This window comes from Mycolicibacterium sp. XJ2546 (assembly GCF_053483195.1).
On the sequence record NZ_JBEFRW010000002.1, the window covers coordinates 322798 to 343195 of the forward strand.

Annotated in this window: 20 protein-coding genes, 1 pseudogene and 1 riboswitch; of the genes and pseudogenes, 9 read left to right on the forward strand and 12 right to left on the reverse strand. The window is 67.5% G+C overall.

The annotated features are described in order from the left end of the window. Positions 1-12: 12 nt before the first annotated feature. On the reverse strand, positions 13-2661 hold the full coding sequence (locus tag ABQE44_RS05080; protein WP_448392957.1) for an FHA domain-containing protein: 2649 nt from the start codon (positions 2659-2661) through the stop codon (positions 13-15). A 21-nt stretch (positions 2662-2682) separates the two neighbouring features. Further along, positions 2683-3084, reverse strand: coding sequence for a nuclear transport factor 2 family protein (locus ABQE44_RS05085; protein WP_448392958.1), 402 nt, complete (start codon positions 3082-3084; stop codon positions 2683-2685). Between the two features lie 20 nt (positions 3085-3104). Between ABQE44_RS05085 and ABQE44_RS05090 the strand changes: the two genes are divergently transcribed. After that, on the forward strand, positions 3105-3668 hold the full coding sequence (locus tag ABQE44_RS05090; RefSeq protein WP_448392959.1) for a TetR/AcrR family transcriptional regulator: 564 nt from the start codon (positions 3105-3107) through the stop codon (positions 3666-3668). Between the two features lie 62 nt (positions 3669-3730). Beyond that, positions 3731-4159, forward strand: a complete 429-nt coding sequence (locus ABQE44_RS05095; protein WP_448428587.1) for a hypothetical protein — start codon at positions 3731-3733, stop codon at positions 4157-4159. Between the two features lie 7 nt (positions 4160-4166). On the opposite strand, the gene ABQE44_RS05100 is transcribed toward ABQE44_RS05095, so the two are convergent. Beyond that, positions 4167-5387: an NADH:flavin oxidoreductase gene (locus ABQE44_RS05100; RefSeq protein ID WP_448392961.1), complete on the reverse strand. Its 1221-nt coding sequence runs from the start codon at positions 5385-5387 to the stop codon at positions 4167-4169. 27 nt (positions 5388-5414) lie between these two features. Here ABQE44_RS05100 and ABQE44_RS05105 point away from each other — a divergent pair, with 27 nt between their 5' ends. Together ABQE44_RS05105 and ABQE44_RS05110 are read left to right on the forward strand one after the other, a co-directional pair. Then, complete coding sequence (locus tag ABQE44_RS05105; RefSeq protein ID WP_448393140.1) at positions 5415-6272, forward strand: bifunctional methylenetetrahydrofolate dehydrogenase/methenyltetrahydrofolate cyclohydrolase; 858 nt, start codon at positions 5415-5417, stop codon at positions 6270-6272. Beyond that, the gene (locus ABQE44_RS05110) at positions 6269-6562 is read left to right on the forward strand and encodes a DUF3017 domain-containing protein (protein ID WP_448428589.1); all 294 of its coding nucleotides are present in this window, start codon (positions 6269-6271) and stop codon (positions 6560-6562) included. Before ABQE44_RS05105 ends, ABQE44_RS05110 begins: the two co-directional genes overlap by 4 nt. Before the next feature lie 71 nt (positions 6563-6633). On the opposite strand, the gene ABQE44_RS05115 is transcribed toward ABQE44_RS05110, so the two are convergent. From ABQE44_RS05115 to ABQE44_RS05135, 5 genes are all read right to left on the reverse strand, one after another. Continuing rightward, positions 6634-7278, reverse strand: a complete 645-nt coding sequence (locus ABQE44_RS05115; protein WP_448392963.1) for an ATPase — start codon at positions 7276-7278, stop codon at positions 6634-6636. A 13-nt stretch (positions 7279-7291) separates the two neighbouring features. After that, positions 7292-7648 (reverse strand): type II toxin-antitoxin system prevent-host-death family antitoxin, encoded by a 357-nt coding sequence (locus tag ABQE44_RS05120; protein WP_448392964.1) that lies wholly within the window; start codon positions 7646-7648, stop codon positions 7292-7294. Between the two features lie 82 nt (positions 7649-7730). Then, entirely contained in the window at positions 7731-8462 is a 732-nt protein-coding gene (locus ABQE44_RS05125; RefSeq protein ID WP_448428591.1) for a class I SAM-dependent methyltransferase, read from the reverse strand. Positions 8463-8481: 19 nt separating this feature from the next. Continuing rightward, positions 8482-9603, reverse strand: a complete 1122-nt coding sequence (gene metX / locus ABQE44_RS05130) for a homoserine O-acetyltransferase MetX (RefSeq protein WP_448392966.1) — start codon at positions 9601-9603, stop codon at positions 8482-8484. Next, on the reverse strand, positions 9603-10958 hold the full coding sequence (locus ABQE44_RS05135) for a bifunctional o-acetylhomoserine/o-acetylserine sulfhydrylase (RefSeq protein ID WP_448428593.1): 1356 nt from the start codon (positions 10956-10958) through the stop codon (positions 9603-9605). Before ABQE44_RS05135 ends, metX begins: the two co-directional genes overlap by 1 nt. Before the next feature lie 94 nt (positions 10959-11052). Then, a riboswitch (SAM riboswitch) is annotated at positions 11053-11174 on the reverse strand. Positions 11175-11322: 148 nt separating this feature from the next. Here ABQE44_RS05135 and ABQE44_RS05140 point away from each other — a divergent pair. Further along, positions 11323-13578, forward strand: coding sequence for an NADP-dependent isocitrate dehydrogenase (locus tag ABQE44_RS05140; RefSeq protein ID WP_448428595.1), 2256 nt, complete (start codon positions 11323-11325; stop codon positions 13576-13578). On the opposite strand, the gene ABQE44_RS05145 is transcribed toward ABQE44_RS05140, so the two are convergent. Then, a complete protein-coding gene (locus ABQE44_RS05145; protein WP_448392969.1) occupies positions 13575-14411 on the reverse strand; it encodes an epoxide hydrolase EphH in 837 nt (278 codons plus the stop codon). The two genes, ABQE44_RS05140 and ABQE44_RS05145, sit on opposite strands and share 4 nt — an antisense overlap. Positions 14412-14470: 59 nt before the next feature. Here ABQE44_RS05145 and ABQE44_RS05150 point away from each other — a divergent pair. The 3 genes and pseudogenes from ABQE44_RS05150 to yhjD all read left to right on the forward strand — a co-directional run bounded on the left by ABQE44_RS05150 (position 14471) and on the right by yhjD (position 17169). Further along, positions 14471-15015 (forward strand): annotated as a pseudogene (locus ABQE44_RS05150) (exodeoxyribonuclease III). A 69-nt stretch (positions 15016-15084) separates the two neighbouring features. Further along, positions 15085-16113: a tryptophan--tRNA ligase gene (trpS, locus tag ABQE44_RS05155; protein ID WP_448428597.1), complete on the forward strand. Its 1029-nt coding sequence runs from the start codon at positions 15085-15087 to the stop codon at positions 16111-16113. Between the two features lie 15 nt (positions 16114-16128). Next, complete coding sequence (yhjD, locus tag ABQE44_RS05160) at positions 16129-17169, forward strand: inner membrane protein YhjD (protein ID WP_448428599.1); 1041 nt, start codon at positions 16129-16131, stop codon at positions 17167-17169. Here yhjD and ABQE44_RS05165 read toward each other — a convergent pair. The 3 genes from ABQE44_RS05165 to ABQE44_RS05175 all read right to left on the reverse strand — a co-directional run bounded on the left by ABQE44_RS05165 (position 17166) and on the right by ABQE44_RS05175 (position 19890). Continuing rightward, positions 17166-17483: a DMT family transporter gene (locus ABQE44_RS05165; protein WP_448392972.1), complete on the reverse strand. Its 318-nt coding sequence runs from the start codon at positions 17481-17483 to the stop codon at positions 17166-17168. The genes yhjD and ABQE44_RS05165 overlap by 4 nt on opposite strands. Positions 17484-17507: 24 nt before the next feature. Then, complete coding sequence (locus ABQE44_RS05170) at positions 17508-18731, reverse strand: D-alanyl-D-alanine carboxypeptidase family protein (protein ID WP_448428601.1); 1224 nt, start codon at positions 18729-18731, stop codon at positions 17508-17510. Between the two features lie 154 nt (positions 18732-18885). Next, positions 18886-19890: an SMP-30/gluconolactonase/LRE family protein gene (locus ABQE44_RS05175; RefSeq protein WP_448428603.1), complete on the reverse strand. Its 1005-nt coding sequence runs from the start codon at positions 19888-19890 to the stop codon at positions 18886-18888. Positions 19891-20091: 201 nt separating this feature from the next. Between ABQE44_RS05175 and ABQE44_RS05180 the strand changes: the two genes are divergently transcribed. Beyond that, positions 20092-20373: a hypothetical protein gene (locus ABQE44_RS05180; protein ID WP_448392975.1), complete on the forward strand. Its 282-nt coding sequence runs from the start codon at positions 20092-20094 to the stop codon at positions 20371-20373. Positions 20374-20398 lie beyond the last annotated feature (25 nt).

Consider the following 20398-nt stretch of genomic DNA (forward strand, 5'->3'; position numbering starts at 1 on the left):
GATTTTCGGTGATCAGGCGCCTTTCAGCCGGATCTTCCAGCGTACGAACGACGCGTACCCGATGCTGATCGCGGCCAGCATGGCCATATCGAACAGCCAGGTGCCGGGCGAATGTTGCCAGTGCCGGTCGTCGGGGGTCAGCGGCCCGGGCACCAGCCGAATCAGGTCGATCGTCGAGGCCGATGCCGCAAAGCCCCACCGCGCCGGGGTGAACCACGACATCTGGTCGAGCACGATGCGGTCGGTCACCGGGATCATGCCGCCGGAGAACACCAGCTGCGACATGATCGCCACCACCAGCAGGGGCATGATCTGTTCGTTGGACTTCGCCAACGCCGAGAGCGCCAGCCCGACCATCGCCGCGGCCACCGTGGTCACCGCGATGTCGATGAACAATTCCACGCTGCGGTTGCTAAGCAACGCGCCGCGCTCCACCGCGCCTGGGCCCCAACCCTTACCGATGATCGCGATCGAGGTGACGATGGCCGACTGCACTACCGCGAAGATTGTGAACACGAACATCTTCGCCAACAGATATGCCGTCGTTGACAATCCGACCGCCTGCTCCCGGCGGTAGATCGCGCGTTCACCGATCAGCGCGCGGATCGTCAGCGCGGTGCCCATGAAGATGGCACCGACGTTGAGCATGACCAGGATTTGGCCGGGCTCGTTGGGCGCCGCGCCGCCCTCGATCGCCGGGACGGGCACCCCGAAGCCGACATCGCCGGGCACCGACAGCGACAACACGCCCATGATGAACGGCAGCAACATCAGGAAGGCGAAGTAACCGCGGTCCGAGATCACCAGCCGCACCTGGCGCCGCGCGATCGTCGAGAACTGGCGCCGCACGCTGGTGCGTGTCGGGTTACCGAGGTCGGAGGGCTGCTCGGTCGGCGGCGGTGGCGGCGGCGGGCCGTGCTGGGCCAGAAACTTCTGGTTGGCGGTGTCCGGGTCGTTGGCGACCGCGCTGAAGATGTCGGCCCAGTTTGTGGTGCCCATGGACGGGCCGATCTGGCTCGGCGGCCCGTAGAACGCCGTCTTGCCGCCGGGGGCCAGCAGCAGCACTTGATCGCACACGTCGAGGTAGGTCAGCGAGTGAGTGACCACCAGCACCACACGCCCGGCGTCGGCGAGCTGGCGCAGCATGGTCATGACCTGGCGGTCCAGCGCCGGGTCCAGACCCGACGTCGGCTCGTCCAAGATCAGCAGCGACGGGCCGGTGAGCAGTTCGAGCGCCACCGAGGCGCGCTTGCGCTGCCCGCCCGACAGCTTGTCGACGCGGGTGTCGGCGTGGCGGGTCATCTCGAGTTCCTCGAGCACCTGCGCGACGACCTGTTCCCGGTCTTCCTTGGTGGTGTCGGGCGGCAGCCGCAGTTCGGCGGCATACATCAGCGCCTGGTTGACGGTCAGCTGACCGTGCACCACGTCGTCCTGGGGCACCATGCCGATCCGGGAGCGCAGTGAGGCGTACTCGGCGTGGATGTTGTGGCCCTCGAAGGTCACGGTGCCCGACGTCGGATGGGTGTAGCCGGCCACCAACCGCGCGAACGTCGACTTGCCTGCGCCCGACGGGCCGATCACCGCCGTCAGCGTGCCCGGGCGCGCGGCGATCGAGATGTTGTCCAGCAGCGTCTTGTTGTTCTCGATGGTCCACGTGACGCCGTGCACCTCGAGCCCGCCGGTGCGGGTGGCCGCCTCGGTCTCGGTGCGACGGACCAGCGTGCCACCCGAGAACACCAGGTCGATGTTGCCGATCGTGACGGTGTCGCCGTCGTTCAGCACCGCCACCTCGACCCGGGTGCCGTTGACGAAGGTGCCGTTGATGCTGCGGTTGTCGCGGATCTCGGTGCCGCCCGCAGTGGGCACCAGCGTGGCGTGGTGGCGCGAGGCGAGCACATCGGGCACGACGATGTCGTTGTCGGTGGCGCGGCCGATCTTGATGGCGCCGGGCATCCCGGCGTCGGCGGGCTTGCCCGGCCGCAGGATCCTCAGCATGCTCGTCGCGAGGTTGCCCTCGCTGGAGCGCGGCGCCGCCGTCGGTCCCATCACCGTCGCCGATTCCAGCGAAGGCGACGACATCGGTTGAGGCGTGGGCGCCGGACGCACCGGTTGCGAGGTGCTCGGCGGGTAGGTGCCCGGGCCGCTGGCATGGGCTTGCGGGCCGGTCGGATAGCGCGGGGGCGGCGGCGCCGTCGGATACCTCGGTTGGGGCCGCGACGCGCTCGGCGGCGGTGCCGGCTGAGGTGCCGGCTGAGGTGCCGAGGAGGTGCGCTGAGTGGCGACGGGCAGTGCCGTGGTGGGGGTGCGGCCCGCGGCGCCCTGGTGGCGACCGACCTCGAAGGTCAGCCGGGGCCCGTCGGGGTTGCCGATGTTGACGTTCAGCCCGTCGGTGATATCGGCGGTGGGAATGCGCCGGTTGTTGACGAACATCCCGTTGAGGCTGCCGTTGTCGATGGCCACCCAGCGGCCCTGATCGAACCGCAGCACCAGGTGCGCCCGCGAGATCAGCGGATGGGCGATACGCACGTCGGCGCGCAGATCGCGGCCGACGACGACGTCGTTGCCCGGCGCGAACGTGCGGGTCGAACCGTCGTACCGGACCGTCAGCGCAGGTGGAGACCCCCAGCTCGGCGGAGCCGGGTGGCCGGCGACATTTGACATCGCGACAACTGTAACGGGTGGTCAGTGCGTGGGAATGCGCCACCGCGCGGTGTCGGTGATCTGCTGCAGGGCCGCCACCTGATCGCCGCGGGTGGTGATGATGTGGGCGAAAGCCGCGTCCACGGCGGTGCCGCCGTCGCGGGCCGGACCCCAGTAGCGGCCGGTGACCACCACCCGATTCTCGTCGACGGGCAGAAACTCGGCCGGGTCGACGTGCATGTCGTAGTGCGCGGCGATGCGGCCCCACACGTTGACGATCATGTCGGCCGCACCGCGGTGCTCACCACCCACGTCGTGCGGCATGCCGGTGCTGACCGTGCCGACGAAGTCGTCGGTGAGCAGTGCGAACAGCGCCTCGCCGTCGGCGTGGCCCAGCGCGGCGTACAGCCGCCTCGCGGGTGCCGCCGGATCAATTAGAGGCATCTCTCTATTATAGTGGGTCGATGGCCCGGCCCGCCAGATACACCGTCGATCAACTCCTCGACGCCGCCGCGGCACTGGTGGCTGACGACGGTCCCGCCGCGGTGACGATGTCGGCCGTCGCACGGGCGGTGGGAGCGCCGAGCGGCTCGCTGTATCACCGGTTTGCCACCCGTGCGGCGTTGTGCGGCGCGCTGTGGATGCGCACCGAGGAACGCTTCCTGTCCGGTTTCCTGGCGGCGGTCTCCGACCCGTCGGACTCCCAGCAGCGCTGCGTCGCCGGCGCGCGGTTCACCGTGCAGTGGTGCCGTGAGCATCGCCCTGAGGCCCATGTGCTGCTCGCAGGCGCCGAGGCGTTGGGGGCCGCCGAGTGGCCCGGTGAGCTGACGGCGCACCGACGACGGCTGCACCGCGGGTTGCGACGGCTGCTCACCGCGATGCCCGCCGACGCCGACCGGGTGAACGCCGCCGTGATCGACATCCCGTACGCGGTCGTGCGGCGTCACCTGCGGGCCGGGCGGCCGATACCGGCCGGCGCGGAGGCCATCGTGTCCGATTGCGCCCGCGCGCTGATATCTGCCGACTGAAATGTCGCGGTCACACGGCGAGTCGTGCTGATATCCCCGGCGGTTCGTGGTCACACTTGGGCATGGTGTCCAGGGCGCCACTGATCCTCGCCGGTGCGGCGGGCGTGGGCCTGGTGACGGCGCTGCTTACCCCGACAGCCGCGGCGCAGCCGTCGTATCCCACCGACGACCGCGGCTTCGTCGGCACCAAGGTGCGCTGTGACGCGCCGGACGCGGCGGTCAGCTTCGGGCGCACCGCCCAATCGCTCGTCGCGATCTGCCTGGTGCCGGACGGCCACTACGAATACCGCGGTGCCCGGCTGAACGACGACGCGGTGCTCGTCGTCGTCGCCGAACCCACCGTGCCCGGCGAGTTCTTCGCGCAGAAAGACGGCGCCACCTACACCGTCACCACCGAACAACTCGTCATCAAGACCGACGACTGGGTGCGCGACGAACCGATGCTGCACTTCCAGACGCCGCCGATGGCGGCGGTGCAGCCGCCGTCGTAGTAGCCGGTCAGCCCGGCGTACGCACCGCGGTGTAATCGGGCGAGCCGGTCACCACACAGTGCGTCTGGCTGTAGATCGTGGCCATGCACTTGTTGCAGTGGTTACACGCCGAGAACACGGAGTGCTTGTCCCCGTCGGCCTGGATCCGGTTGATCAGATCGGGCTCGGCCAAAAGTGCGCGTCCCATCGCGACGAAGTCGAACCCCTCGGCCATCGCCAGGTCCATGGACTCGCGGTTGGTGATGCCGCCGAGCAGGATCAGCGGCATCTTCAGCTCGGCGCGGAACTGTTTGGCGTCGCGCAGCAGATACGTCTCGCGGTAGGGGTACTCGCGGAAGAACTTGTTGCCGGTCATCCGGATGCCCCAGCGCAGCGGCGGTTTGAACGCGCCGGCGAACTCCTTGACGGGGGCGCCGCCGCGGAACAGATACATCGGGTTGACCAGGGAACTGCCCGCGGTGAGCTCGATGGCGTCGAGGCCGCCGTCCTCCTCGAGCCACTTGGCGGTCTGCAACGACTCCTCCATCGGGATGCCGCCGCGCACGCCGTCGGACATGTTGAGCTTTGCGGTAACCGCGATCGGGTTGCCCGCGGCCTCCACCGCGCGGCGCACCGCCAGTACGGTGCCGCGCGCCACCTTGGCCCGGTTCTTTAGCGAGCCACCGAATTCGTCGGTGCGCCGGTTGATCAGCGGGCTGAGGAAGGAGCTGGCGAAGTAGTTGTGGCCGAGGTGGATCTCGATCGCATCGAAGCCGGCGTCGATCGCCATCCGGGCGGCGTTGGCGTGTGCGGCCATGATGTCGTCGATGTCGTCGCGGGTGGCCTTCCTCGCGAACCGCATCGCCAGCGGGTTGAAAAACCGCACCGGCGCGTAGGCCTTCGCCTTGTTGGAGCGGGCGTCGGCCACTGGCCCGGCGTGACCGATCTGTGCGCTGATCGCCGCACCCTCGGCGTGGATCGCGTCGGTGAGCCTGCGCAGTCCAGAGATCGCCTCGGGGCGCCACCAGATCTGCCTGCCCTCGGTGCGCCCACCCGGCGCCACCGCCAGATACGCCACCGTCGTCATGCCGACGCCGCCGGCGGCAGGCAGCCGGTGGTAGGTGATCAGGTCGTCGGTGACGAGCGCATTGGGTGTGCACGCCTCAAAGGTCGCCGCCTTGATAATCCGGTTGCGCAGTGTCACCGGGCCGAGCTTGGCCGGGGTGAACACATTCCGGGGAGTGTCCATGGATGGAAGCCTGCCACAATGACCCACGTGGGTGCGATAACGCTTGACGGTAAGGCCACGCGCGACGAGATCTTCGTCGACCTCGCCGAACGGGTGGCGGCCCTGACCGCGGCCGGGCGCACGCCCGGGCTCGGCACGGTGTTGGTGGGCGATGACCCCGGTTCGCACGCCTACGTGCGGGGCAAGCACTCCGACTGCGCGAAGGTCGGCATCAACTCGATCCGCCGCGATCTGACCGCCGACACCAGCCAGGCCACCCTCGACGCGACCATCGATGAGCTCAACGCCAACCCGGAGTGCACCGGCTACATCGTGCAGCTGCCGCTGCCCAAGCACCTCAACGAGAACGCCGCGCTGGAGCGGGTGAACCCGGGTAAGGACGCCGACGGTCTGCACCCGACGAACCTGGGTCGGCTGGTGCTCAACGAGCCCGCGCCGCTGCCGTGCACCCCGCGCGGCATCGTGCACCTGCTGCGGCGCTACGACGTACCGATCGCCGGTGCGCATGTGGTGGTGATCGGGCGCGGTGTCACGGTGGGCCGGCCGCTGGGTCTGCTGTTGACGCGGCGTTCGGAGAACGCCACGGTCACGTTGTGCCACACCGGCACCCGCGATCTGGCCGCGCTGACCCGGCAGGCCGACATCATCGTCGCGGCCGCCGGGGTGCCGCACATGGTGACGGGCGAGATGGTGCGCGCCGGAGCCGCCGTCGTCGACGTCGGTGTCAGCCGCGACGACAACGGCAAGCTCGTCGGCGATGTGGCGCCTGACGTGTGGGAGGTCGCCGGGCACGTCTCGCCCAACCCTGGCGGCGTCGGCCCGCTCACCCGCGCGTTCCTGCTGACGAACGTGGTGGAACGCGCGGAAGCCCTTGCCGGGACGTGACCCTCAAGGAGTTCGCCCGCAAGGTGTTCGCCGGGCAGTGGGCGATCTGGTTGGTGGGCCTGGTGTTCGTCGCGGCGTTCGGGCTTGTGGTGACGGGGTACTGGCGCCGCGGCGCATTGGTCATCGCGATCGGGGTGGGCGCCGCCGCGGTGCTGCGGTTACTTCTTCCCGACGAACGCGCCGGGCTGTTGGCGGTGCGCAGCAAGCCGATCGACTTCGTAACGACCGCGATGGTCAGCGCGGCGATGCTCTACATCGCCTGGACCATCGATCCGCTGGGCACGAGTTAACCCGCCCTCGAGTGGCCCGCTTGGGCAACGTATTCGCGGTTTCGCGTGCCATAACCGACCACTCGGCGGGTTCAGTTTGGGCGGGATTGCTTCAATGCCGCTGCCACGATCGGCTTAGCCCACTCGGGTGTCGCCGACAGGTCGGGTGGCCCCACGATTTGTCCGTCCTCGACATGCAACACCTCTAACGGCTCCGGTGCTTGACCCGTGGCGGGATCAGCGTCGGCGGAGTTGTCGAAGACTCGCAGTTCGGTAAGCGCGGGCAGCAGGTGTATCAAGTTGAGCCGACTGTGTTCGTAGCGACGTCGGATGTCATCTTCGGGAATGGGGTGTCCGCCCTTGCTGACGCGCAAGTGCACTCGTGCGATGTGTAGTTCGGCGCTGCTGAGTCCGACGAACCAGATTCGCACTTCGTATCCGGCTGCTGCCGCTTCCTCGATCTTGCGCGGCATGGTGTTTGCGCCGAGGGTGGTCTCGAATGCGAAATCGAGGCCGTTATCGATCGCCGTCTCCAGCTCGTCCTTACCATGGAGCCACGCTGCCGCATTTGCTTCGGCTTGGTCCAGGCCCGGATTCGCCGCCACCAGCGCGCGCGCCGCCTCATCGGGGTTGTAGTAGTTGCCACCGAAGCCCCGGATCGCCGCACCGATGATGCTGCTCTTTCCGGCGCCGTTCACGCCGGCAATGACTTGCAGCTGGGGACGGCGACCGGCCATGAATGGCGAACGCCTACTGCTTGCCCTCGGCGCGTGCCGCCTTCACCGCCGCCTGGCCGAGTTGTTTCGGCGTGGCCTTGAATGCCGCAGCCATCGCCGCCCTGGATTCAGGCGTCTGCATGCGCTCAAGCAGTGTGTCGAACTCGTCCGTCAGACCTTCGAGAGAAGGTAGCCGCGACTTCGCCAGCGCCTCGAATTCCGCAAGCGACAGCACCACTACCTTCGTCGCGTTGTGCTTGGTGACAGCGACCGCACCTGCGAGAGCCGCTTGTTCGAGAATCGCGCCGAACTCGTTCTTGAATCGACTAGCTGGGACGTTCGGGATGTCGACTAGCTCGCCATCGCGGTTGCGGTAAGTCAGTGGAGCCATATGCCCATACTAGCCCTTTTGGCCAAACTGCGCGTTTCGCGCAGAATCACGGCGCGAACGTCCGTCGCGGCGTGTCGGCGCGTCAGGACAGCGTGGCGCGGATGCACACGGTGACATACGGCAGCGGCAACCCGTTCGCGTTGGCCAGCGCGGGGTGGGTGGCCAGCAGTTCGCGCACCCGGTCCAGCGTTTTGACGCGCACCTGCTCGGGTGAGGTGATGCAGTAGCTGCGCGAGGCGACCAGGTCGATGAGGGCTTGCGGCGTCAGGTAATTCGTCCACTCCACCTGGTGGCGCTGCACATCGGTGAACGGCTCGGGCAAGGTCACGTCGGCACCGGTCGGGTCGTGTTCATGGCCGATGATGCGGCCGAGTTCCTTTACCCAGCCCATCCGCTCGTCGCGGGTGTTCCACACCAGCCCGAGCCGGCCGCCCGGGCGCAGCACCCGCGACACCTCTTTGACCGCGCGCTGCGGGTCGAACCAATGCCAGGCCTGTGCGACGAGCACCGCGTCGACGCTGTTGTCGGGTAGCGGAATCTCCTCCGCCGTGCCCAGCAGCGCCGGTGTGTCGGGCAGCGAATTGCTCAGCAGCTCGAGCATTTCCGGGATGGGGTCGACGGCCACGACGGTCAGTCCGCGTTCCACCAGCCGGGTGGTCAGCTTGCCCGTACCAGCACCCAGATCCAGCACGTCGCGCGCATCGCGGGGCAGCAGCCAGTCGATGGCCTCCGGCGGATACGACGGCCTGCCGCGCTCGTATGCCGCAGCTTCCGCACCGAACGACAGCGAACGCTGCTGATCCGAGCGGGTCACCGCACCGTCATTTCGGGGGTCATCTGGAGGCCAGCTCCAACGTCTGGCGGATCAGCTTGCCCACTGCGTCCATCTCCACCAGGAAGCCGTCGTGGCCGTAGATCGAGTCGATGACCTGCAGCCCAGCGCAGTTGGGCAACAGCGCAGCCAGTTCCTCCTGCAGCCGCAGCGGATAGAGCCGGTCCGACGTGATCCCGCCGACCACGGCCGGCACCGCACAGCCGCGCAGCGCCGCCTCGACACCGCCGCGGCCGCGACCGACGTCGTGGCTGGACAGCGATTCGGTCAGCGCCACGTAGGTGCCCGCGTCAAAGCGCGCGACCAGCTTGTCGCCCTGATACTCGAGGTAGCTCTGCACCGCGTAGCGGCCGCCGGCGCGCGGATCCTCGGCGCCCTGCGCATCGTTGGCGAAGCGGTTGTCGAGTTCGACCTCACCCCGATACGTCAGGTGCGCGATGCGCCGGGCAAGGCTCATGCCGACGTCGGGTGAGGTTTCGGTGCCGTAGTAATTGCCGCCGTGCCAGTTCGGATCGGCCTTGATGGCGGCCACCTGGGTGCTCTGGGTGCCGATCTGATCGGCGGTGGCGCGTGCGCCGATAGCAAGCAGCAGCGCCGAGCGGACCTTGTCGGGATGCCCGACCATCCATTCCAGCGCGCGCGCCCCGCCCAACGAGCCGCCGATCACCGCGGCGACCTCGGTGATGCCCAGCGCCTTGAGCGCGGCAATGTCGGCCTCGACCTGATCACGCACGGTCACGTGGGGAAACCGGGAGCCCCATGGCTTTCCGTCGGGATGCTGCGAGCTGGGGCCCGTCGAACCGCGGCACCCGCCCAGCACATTGGTAGCCACCGCGCACCACCGATCGGTGTCGATCGCGGCGCCCGGCCCGGCGATCCCGTCCCACCAGCCGGCGGTCGGGTGGTCGGGTCCGGCGGGGCCGGTGATGTGCGAATCGCCGGTCAGCGCGTGCAGCACCATCACCACGTTGTCGCGCTCGGGCGACAGCTCGCCCCAACGTTGCACGGCGATCTGCACGTCGTCGAGAACGACGCCGCACTCCAGCGTCAGCGGCCCGATGTCGACGACGCCGATTTCCCCTTCGGCGGGCAGAGTCGGGGTTGCCACGTCAGTGATCGTCATCAGAACGCCGCCGTGGTCTTCGGGTCCGTCGGCCCGGCGGTGGAAAACGGTTTGGCGGCGGCGAAACCCTGCTCGAGGTCGGCCAGGATGTCGTCGATGCCTTCGATGCCGACCGCCAACCGCACCAGTCCCGGCGTGACGCCGGTGGCCAGCTGCTCCTCGGGGGACAGCTGCGCGTGGGTGGTCGACGCCGGGTGGATCACCAGCGACCGCACGTCGCCGATGTTGGCGACGTGGCTGTGCAGGGTCAGCGCGTTGACGAACGCCTTTCCGGCATCCACGCCGCCGGCCAGCTCGAACGCCAGCACCGCGCCGGTTCCCTTGGGGGTCAGCTTGTTTGCCAGCTCGTGCCACGGCGAGCTGGGCAGCCCGGCGTAGTTCACCGACAGCACATCGTCGTGTCCGGCCAGGTATTCGGCCACACGCTGGGCGTTGGCGACGTGACGTTCGACGCGCAGGCTCAGCGTCTCCAGGCCTTGGGCGATGAGGAACGCGTTGAACGGGGAAGCCGCGGAACCGAGGTCGCGCAGCAGCTGTACCCGGGCCTTGAGCGCGAACGCGGGCGCGCCGAGGTCGGCGTACACGACGCCGTGGTAGCTGGGATCTGGTGTGGTGAACCCGGGGAAGTTGCCGTTGGTCCAGTCGAAGGTGCCGCCGTCGACGATGACGCCCGCGATCGCCGTGCCGTGCCCGCCGAGGTACTTGGTGGCCGAGTGCACGACGATGTCGGCGCCGTGGCTGATCGGCTGAAGCAGGAACGGGGTGGCGATGGTGTTGTCGACGATCAGCGGCACCCCGTGGTCATGAGCCACCGCAGCCACCGATGGCACGTCGAGGACGTCGATTTGGGGGTTGGAGATCGTCTCGGCGAAAAACGCCTTGGTGTTGGGCCGCGCCGCGGCGCGCCACGAGTCGAGGTCGTCGGGGTCCTCGACGAAGCTGACCTCGATGCCCAGCTTGGGCAGCGAGTAGTGGAACAGGTTGTAGGTGCCCCCGTAGAGCCGTGGGCTGGACACGATGTGGTCACCGGCGTCGGCGATGTTGAGAAGCGAGAACGTCGACGCGGCCTGACCGGACGCCAGGAACAGCGCTGCGACGCCACCTTCCAGCGCCGCGATGCGCTGTTCGACGACGTCGGTCGTCGGGTTCATGATCCGGGTGTAGATGTTGCCGGGCTCGGCCAGCCCGAACAGCGCGGCGGCGTGGTCGGTGCTGTCGAACGTGTAGCTGGTGGTCTGGTAGATCGGCAACGCCCGCGCGTTGGTTCCTGGGTCGGGCGTCTGGCCGGCGTGAACCTGTTTCGTCTCAAATGCCCACCGGGCGGTGGGATCGTCCAACTGGTTGTCGGTGCTCAAGGGATTCTCCTGTTGTGATGTGGCCGGGGTCGAAGTTCAGCGACACTCACGCACGCCGGACCTCCACCTGTCTCTCTGGGGGCCCGTCACAACGGACCCGCGCTTGCCGGTACCACTCGCCAGTGGGTACTCAACCTGGTCATCACCCGGGGCACCCCACCGCGGTTGGAGGGTTGCCGGCCAGCAAGCCGGGGCTTGACGCTGGCGCTCATGACCAAGCTGAAGTTTATCCCATTGCGGCGAAGAAGTGCCAGCAGGTAGTCGTTGCGGCGGAGGTGGGCACGCGTAGCGTCGACGTCAACGAGATACTGGTCGTGCGACGTTTCATCTGCCGATACCGATAGTGCCGCCCGGAAGAGAGATCATGAGTGCCCAGCAGCCAACCATCATCTACACGCTGACCGACGAGGCGCCGCTGCTTGCGACCTACGCGTTCCTGCCGATAATCCGCACCTTTGCCGAGCCTGCCGGCATCGAGATCAAGACCAGTGACATCTCGGTGGCGGCCCGCATTCTGGCTGAGTTCGGCGACCACCTCAGCGAAGACCAGCGGGTGCCCGACAACCTCGGCGAGCTCGGGAAGCTCACCCAGGAGCCGGACACCAACATCGTCAAGCTGCCCAACATCAGCGCATCGGTGCCGCAGTTGCTGGCCGCCATCAAGGAACTGCAGACCAAGGGGTACGCGGTACCGGACTATCCCGGCGACCCCAAGACCGACGAAGAGAAGACGATCAGGGACCGCTACGCCAAGGTCCTGGGCAGCGCCGTGAACCCTGTTCTGCGGGAAGGAAACTCGGACCGGCGCGCCCCCAAGGCGGTCAAGGAGTTCGCGCGCAAGCATCCGCACAGCATGGGAGAGTGGTCGCAGGCCTCGCGCACCCACGTCGCGACCATGCGCAAGGGCGACTTCTACGCAGGCGAGAAATCGATGACGCTGGATCGGGCGCGCACGGTCAAGATGGTGCTCAACACCAAGGGCGGGGAAACGTTGGTGCTCAAGCCCGAGGTCGCGCTGGACGAGGGCGACATCATCGACAGCATGTTCATGAGCAAAAAGGCGCTCATCGAGTTCTACGAGGAACAAATCCAGGACGCCTACGAGACCGGGGTGATGTTCTCCCTGCACGTCAAGGCGACGATGATGAAGGTCAGCCACCCCATCGTCTTCGGGCACGCGGTGAAGGTGTTCTACAAAGACGCGTTTGCCAAGCACCAGAAGCTGTTCGACGAACTCGGCGTCAACGTCAACAACGGGATGTCGGATCTCTACGCCAAGATCGAATCGCTGCCGGCCTCGCAGCGCGAGGAGATCATCGAGGACATCCACCGCTGCCACGAGACCCGGCCGGAACTGGCCATGGTCGACTCGGCCCGCGGGATCACCAACTTCCACTCACCGTCCGATGTCATCGTCGACGCGTCGATGCCGGCGATGATCCGGCTCGGCGGCAAGATGTACGGCGCCGACGGCCGGACCAAGGACACCAAGGCGGTGAACCCGGAGTCCACGTTCTCCCGGATCTACCAGGAGATGATCAACTTCTGTAAGACCCACGGCCAGTTCGACCCGACGACGATGGGCACCGTCCCCAACGTCGGGCTGATGGCGCAGAAGGCCGAGGAGTACGGCAGCCACGACAAGACGTTCGAGATCCCCGAGGACGGCGTCGCCGACATCGTCGACATCGACACCGGCGAGGTGCTGCTGACGCAGAACGTCGAGACCGGCGACATCTGGCGCATGCCCGTGGTCAAGGACGCCGCGATCCGCGACTGGGTGAAGCTGGCCGTCACGCGGGCGCGGGCGTCGGGTATGACCGCGTTGTTCTGGCTGGACACCGAGCGTCCGCACGAAGTCGAGTTGCGCAAGAAGGTGAAGGCCTACCTGAAGGACCACGACACCGAGGGCCTGCACATCCAGATCATGCCGCAGGTCTGGGCCATGCGGTACACGCTCGAACGGCTGATCCGCGGCCAGGACACCATCGCCGTCACCGGCAACATCCTGCGCGACTATCTGACCGACCTGTTCCCGATCCTGGAGCTGGGCACCAGCGCCAAGATGCTGTCGATCGTGCCGCTGATGGCCGGTGGCGGTATGTACGAAACCGGGGCGGGCGGTTCGGCGCCCAAACACGTACACCAGCTGGTCGAGGAAAACCACCTGCGGTGGGATTCGCTGGGCGAATACCTCGCGCTGGGTGCGTGTTTCGAGGACATCGGACGCAAGACCGACAACAAGACGGCCGAACTGCTGGGCAGGACGCTTGACGACGCGATCGGCAAGCTGCTGGACAACAACAAGAGCCCGTCGCGCAAGACCGGCGAACTTGACAACCGTGGCAGCCAGTTTTACCTCGCGCTGTACTGGGCGCAGGAGTTGGCCGCGCAGAACGAGGACAACGAGCTGGCCGAACGGTTCACCGCGCTGGCCGACGAGCTGGCCAAGAACGAAGACAGCATCATCACCGAACTTGTTGAGGTGCAAGGCAAGTCGGTCGACATCGGCGGCTACTACTATCCGGACGCGGAGAAGACCACCGCGGTGATGCGGCCGAGCAAGACGCTGAACTCGGTGCTCGAGGCCGCGACCGAGGCCCCGGTGACGAAGGGTTAACCGCCGAGCGCCTCGCGCGGCGGCCGCGTGATGTAGCGGTCGACGAACCCGACGATCACGTCGGCGACGCGCTGAGGCGCCTCGAACATCGGGATGTGCCCGACGCCGTCGAGGTGGGTGATCTCGGTGCTCTGCGGCAAATGCGTGGTGAAATGCCGGGTGAAGCGCGGATGTGGCAGCACCCGGTCCTTTTCACAGATCACCAGGTGGGTGGGCGCGCTGCCCTCGGCCAGTTCGCGCAGTCCCGGCAGCAACAGCGACTTGATCAGCAGCTGGTAATAGGCCGGGCAGTGGGTGACATCGTCGATGATGACCAACAGGTCCTCGTCGGACAGCCCGCTCGGGTCGGCGCTGACCGGCACGTAGGCCAGCTGGCGCACGAACGGCAGACGCAGCGCGCGCGACCCCAGGACCTTGGCGCCCAACCAGACCGGAAGCCCGGCGACGAACTTGAACACGATCTCGAACTTGGCCGGGGTGAACCGGCTCCAGCCGCCCGCGGGCGCGATCCCGGTGAGGGTGCGGGCCCTGCCACGGCGCTCCAACTCGAACGCCACCCACCCGCCCAGGGAGTTGCCGACGATGTGGGCGGTGTCCCAGCCCAGGGCGTCCATGCGCCGTTCCATATCGTCAGCGAGCTCAACGGTGTCGAGGAAGTTGCGGCCCTTAACCCCGCCGTTGTGACCGGGCATGGTGGGCGCGCACACCTCGTAGCGGCCGGTGTCGGCAATCATCGGTGCGACGTCTTTCCACACGCTCTGCGACATCATGAAGGGATGTAGCAAAAGCATCGGTTCACCGGAGCCGAGGTGTATCGGGTCGCGCAGAGTCATCTTGCCGACACTAAAGGCGTTACCGGCGGTACTGCAAGCTTCGAGGCTATGGTCTGTGCGTGATCGTCAGCACCATCAACGTCAACGGGATTCGCGCCGCGGTACGGCAACGCTCAGCAGACAACCTCGGGCTGCTGGCCTGACTTGCCGACACCGCCGCCGACGTGGTGTGCCTGCAGGAGACCCGCGCCGACGACGACCAGTTGGCCACGGCGTTGGCCAAGCGGATGGCCGAGCTCGCCGACCGCGATGCGGTGGTATGGGGCGACTGGAACATCGCGCACACCGAGAACGACATCAAGAACTGGAAGGGCAACCTCAAGAAGTCGGGCTTTCTGCGCAGCGAGCGGCAATGGCTCACCGAGCTGTTGGCGTCGGGCTGGGTCGACGTGGTGCGTGCGCTGCACCCCGACGTGGCCGGCCCGTATTCATGGTGGTCGTGGCGCGGTCGGGCGTTCGACAACGACGCCGGCCGCGCATCGACTACCAGTTGGCGGCCAGGTCGCTGGCCAACCACGCCGTGACCGCCCGCGTGGAGCGCGCGACGGCCTACGAGCTGCGCTGGTCCGACCACGCGCCCGTGACCGTCGAATACCGCGGTTAACTCACGACGAGCGCGGGGCCATCGCACGCCCAAACCCACGTTCGGACGGTGTGAAATGATCGGGCCACCATGAGCAACGACCGCGCCGGCGCGCGGGAGAAGACCGTCTTCTCCGGCGTGCAACCCACCTCCGACTCCCTGCACCTGGGCAATGCCCTCGGCGCGATCAGACAGTGGGTGGGCATGCAGGACGACTACGATGCGTTCTTCTGCGTCGTCGACCTGCACGCCATCACCATCCCGCAGGACCCCGAACAGCTGCGCAGGCGCACGCTCGCCGTCGCCGCGCAGTACCTTGCGTTGGGTATCGACCCGGCCCGCTCGACGATCTTCGTGCAGAGCCACGTGCCCGCGCACACCGAACTGGCCTGGGCGCTGGGATGTTTCACCGGTTTTGGCCAGGCATCGCGGATGACGCAGTTCAAGGACAAGTCGCAGCGGCAGGGTGCCGAGGCCACCACCGTCGGGCTGTTCACCTATCCGGTGCTGATGGCCGCCGACGTGTTGCTCTACGACACCGACCTGGTGCCGGTCGGCGAGGATCAGCGTCAGCATCTCGAGCTGGCACGCGATGTCGCACAACGGTTCAACGCACGCTTCCCCGACACCTTCGTCGTCCCTGATGTGCTGATCCAGAAGGCCACCGCCAAGATCTACGACCTGACCGACCCGACCGCCAAGATGAGCAAGTCGGCCACCACCGAGGCCGGGCTGATCAACCTGCTCGACGAGCCGAAGGTCTCGGCCAAGAAGATCCGCTCGGCGGTCACCGACAGCGAACGCGAAGTGCGCTACGACCCGGACGCCAAACCGGGGGTGTCCAACCTGTTGACCATCCAGTCGGCGATCACCGGCACCGACGTCGACAAGCTCGTCGAGGGCTACGCCGGGCGCGGATACGGCGATCTGAAATCCGACACCGCCGATGTCGTCGTCGAGTTCGTCACCCCGCTCAAGGCCCGCGTCGACGAGCTTCTCGCCGATCCGACCGAACTGGAGTCGGTGCTGGCCGTCGGCGCCCAGCGGGCCCGGGAAGTGTCTGCGAAGACGTTGCGGCGGGTATACGACCAGCTGGGGTTCTTGCCGCCCCGCCGTTGAGCCGGGAGATAGCCGATGACCGAGCCAGATACGCCCACCGAGCCGGACAAACCTGGCGTCATGGACCGGATGCGCGCCCGGTACACCTGGTTTGACCACGTCATGCGCGCGCAGGAGCGCTATCGAGACAGCAAGGGCGATTTCTACGCGGCCGGCATCACCTACTTCACCGTCTTCGCGCTGTTCCCCGTGCTGATGGTGGGATTCGCGATCGGCGGCTTCGTCTTGGCCAGCCAGCCCGACTTGTTCGCCGAGGTCGAAGACCGGATCCGGGCGGCAGTGTCCGGCGATGTCGGCGACCAGTTGGTCGATTTGATGGAGTCGGCGATCGCCTCGCGTACGTCGGTCGGCATCATCGGCCTGGCCACCGCGGCGTGGGCTGGCCTGGGCTGGATGGCGAACCTGCGTGAGGCGCTCAGCCAGATGTGGGGTCTTGCCCGGCAGGGGTCCAAGGGGTTCCTGCGCACCAAGGCATCAGACCTCTTGGCGATCCTCGGGCTCTTCGTCGCCATCGCCGTCACCGTCGCGCTGACCGCGCTGGGCAATTCCGGACCGATGAGAAAAGTGCTCGAATGGGTTGGGCTCGAGGATGTTCCGGGTGTCGGCGTGGCGTTGCGGGTCGTCTCCATACTGACTTCGCTGCTGATCAGCTGGCTGCTGTACACCTGGATCATCGCCCGGCTGCCACGGGAGCCGGTGAGCTTACGCAGCGCGATGCGGGCCGGGTTGCTGGTGGCGGTGGGTTTCGAGGTGTTCAAACAGGTGGCCACTATCTATCTGCGCTCTGTGGTCACCGGCCCGGCGGGGGCTACGTTCGGTCCGGTGCTGGGGTTGATGGTGTTCGCCTACATCACCGCGCGGCTGATCTTGTTCGCGACGGCGTGGGCGGCGACGGCCAAAGAGAACATGGCACCCGCACCCGTGTTGCCGCCTGGTCGCGCGTTGATCATTCCGCGCGTGCAGGTCCGCGAAGGTCTGGGGGCGGGCGGCGCATTGACCGCGGTCGCATTGGGAGCTCTTGGGGCCCTGGGACTTTCGCGGCTGATCCGCCGCTAGTCGCTGACGAGCTGCAGGCCGACGATGCACCCCACGACGCCCAGCAAGAGGGCGACTTTGATCGGCGTCGTGCTCTCGGCCCCGGTGGCCAGCGAGTAGACGACGGCAAGGGAGGCGCCGACGCCGACCCACACCGCGTAGCCGGTGCCGACTGGCAGGTCGCGTAGCGCGATGCCCAGACCTCCCATCGAAATGATAAGCGCCACAACAAATATCGCGACAGGCGCCGGTCGGCTGAACCCCTCGGATTTGCTCAGCGCGACGGCCCACACCGCTTCGAACGCACCGGACACGATGAGGATGACCCACGCCATCACACGACGTTAGCAAGCCCGCCGTCAGTGCTGCGGGCGGCGATTGAGCGACCGGGCGCCCATGATCAAGCTGAACACGATGATGGAGCCGACCACACCCACCCCGACGCGCACCGGCATGGCGTCGACATCGGAGAGCATGGGCGCGGCGTTCACCCCGGCCGCGGTTTCGTCGGCCGCCGTTTTGCGGCCCAACAGTGCGGGATCGGGTTCGATCAGCGTGCCCACCTTGGTGCCGGGTGGGGTCGCGAAGCCGTAATCGAGCAGGCGCGCCGCCTGCTCCCACGGGGCGATCGGCTGGCGGGTGCCGCGCAGCAGCACGGCGACCAGGCGGCGACCGTCCCGGTCGGCGGCGCCGACGAACGTCTGGCCCGCGTCGTCGGTGAACCCGGTCTTGCCGCCGATCGCGCCGGGATAGTTGTTGAGCAGCCGGTTGTCGTTCTCGATCGGATAACCGACGTCGCCGCGACCGGGAAAGTCGAAGCTGCGAGTGGCCACGATGTCGGTGAATACCGGGTTCTGCCAGGCGTAGCGGTAGAACAACGCCATATCGTAGGCCGACGTGCTCATCCCGGGTCCGTCCAGCCCGGACGGGGTGGCCACGCGGGTGTCGTGGCCACCGAGCTTGCGCGCCAGGTCGTTGAGCTTGTGCAGTGCGGCGTCCATGCCGCCGAGCTGCGTGGCCAGCGCGTAGGCGGCGTCGTTGCCGGAGTACATCATCAGCCCGTGCAGCAGGTCGTTGATCGAGTAGTGCCCGCCGGGCCCGACGCCGACCTTGGTGCCTTCCTGCGCCGCATCTTCGGGCGTGCCGGCCACCACCCGGTGCAGCGGAAGTTCCTTGATGGCTGCCATGGCGGTGAGCACCTTGATGACGCTGGCGGGCCGGTGCCGACCGTGCGGATCCTTGGCGGCGATGACGTCACCGGTGTCGAGGTCGGCGACGATCCACGCCTCGGCGGAGACGTCGCCGGGCACCGGGGGCGTGCCAGGTGCGGTGATCAGCCCGCACCCCGACAGCGCGTCGCCGCCCAACGGGGTCGCGGGCACGGGCAGCGGGGCGGGCGGATCCTGGCCCGGTTTGGGAACTTCGGAGAGGTCGACCGCCGGGGGCGTCGTCTCGCGGTACGGGCAGGTTGTGCCCTCGGGCGCCGCTGGCGGCTGCGCGCTTACCACCGCCGGGCTGACCATCACGAAAACGGCAGCTGCGAGGCCGACAGCGCGCATGGACGCGGTTCGAAATTTCGCCATCGTCAGCGCAGATTAAGCCCTTTTGGCCGCGTTACCGCGGAGGCGCGCTGTGACTAAAGTGGTTCAAGTTACGCAAGTGGCTGATCGCTTCGCCGAAAGGGACACACGGGCGAAAAAGTGCGAGTGGATTCCGCCAATCCGTCGGCCTCGGCGGTCAGGGGAGGGCGCAGTGGGCGACGGCCGGGGCGCCGATGCAGCCCATCCACAACCGCCCATCGGCCTCGACCAGGCCGGTCACCATGCCGAACGCCGGATGCTCGGTGCGCAGGCCGGCCACAGCTTCGCCGCTGTCCGGGTCAAACGCGACGGCCCACACCTCGGGCTTGATCTGCGGCTGCAGCCGATCGGGCAGCTTCCACAGCAGTTTGCGCAGGGCCGGCCAGCGCGGCGCGAGCCATTCCGCGGCGCCGTTGACGGGCGAGACGATCGCACACCAGATGCGGCCGTCGGCACCGGTGGACAGGTTGTCGGGGTGGCCGGGCAAATTCGCCACCAGCGTCGTCACGGTGCCGGCCTGCGGTCCGGTGAGCCAGTACTTCGCGAGCCGGCGGCCCAGTGTCTCGGCGAACACCAGCGCCGAGCCGTCGGCGGTCGGCGTGAGGCCGTTGGCGAAGTACAGGCCGGCCACCTCGGTCAGCACGGTGCCGTTCGGATCGCGACGAAACAGGCTGCCGCGGGGCTGAGCCTCCAGCACTGCGCCCTTGAAGTGCGGATAGCTGAAGGCGCTCGTCGACTCGGTAAAAAATATTGTGCCGTCGGGCATTTCGACGACGTTCGAGCAGAACCGCAGGGGACGGTCGTCGACCTGGTCGACCAACGTCTGGACCGCGCCGGTCTGGGGGTCCAGCACCCGCAGGCCGCGCGGGCTGTCGCACATCAGCAGCCGTCCGTCGCGCGCGACGTGCATGCCCAACGGCCGACCACCGGTGTCGGCGACCACCGTGGGCGTGCCGTCGGGGGAGATCCGCTCGACCCGGCCGTCCTCGACGCCGGTCCAGATGTTGCCGTCGGCGTCGGCCACCACATCCTCGGGTGCGTTGCCCGCGACGCGAACGACCGTGAGGTCGGCGGGTCCGAAGTCGGGAAGTGGGTTCACGGGCGGCGGTTGCCAGCGGACAGGATCGATCGGCGGTTTCGTCGGCTTGGCGTTGGCGGGCATGTCGCCAGTCTCGTCGAAACGGCATTCCGGCAGGTGGCTACTCGTCGAACTTTCCCCGATGGAATACAGTTTCGCGGCGACAGGTCGATTTTCGGCGTCGGCAGTCTGCATCGCTTCAGAAGGCCGGGTTGCGATGGGCGGTGACCAGTGACACTGCGGACGGCACTGATAGGCGCGGTCGCAGCTATTGGGTGGGCGCCGGTGGCCGCGGGGCTCGTCGCCGCGGTGTACCGGTTTCCGGTCCCTTTCGGCGGCTATGCCAACGGGTTTGACGGCATCCCGACGGCCGCTCTGGCTTCGGTGTTCTATCTGGCCTTGGGTGGGGTGGTGGTGCTCGGCGGGTTCGGCGCGGCGGCAGGAACGACGCTGGCGAAGCTGAACCCGCAACGAGCCGGTGAGCTGACTGTAATGGCGGCCCTGATGATCGCGATTGCCGGTGCCGTTTCACTGGCGCTGCTCGAATATGTCATCGGGCCATGGTGAGACAGCACCCACGCGTCGGCCAACG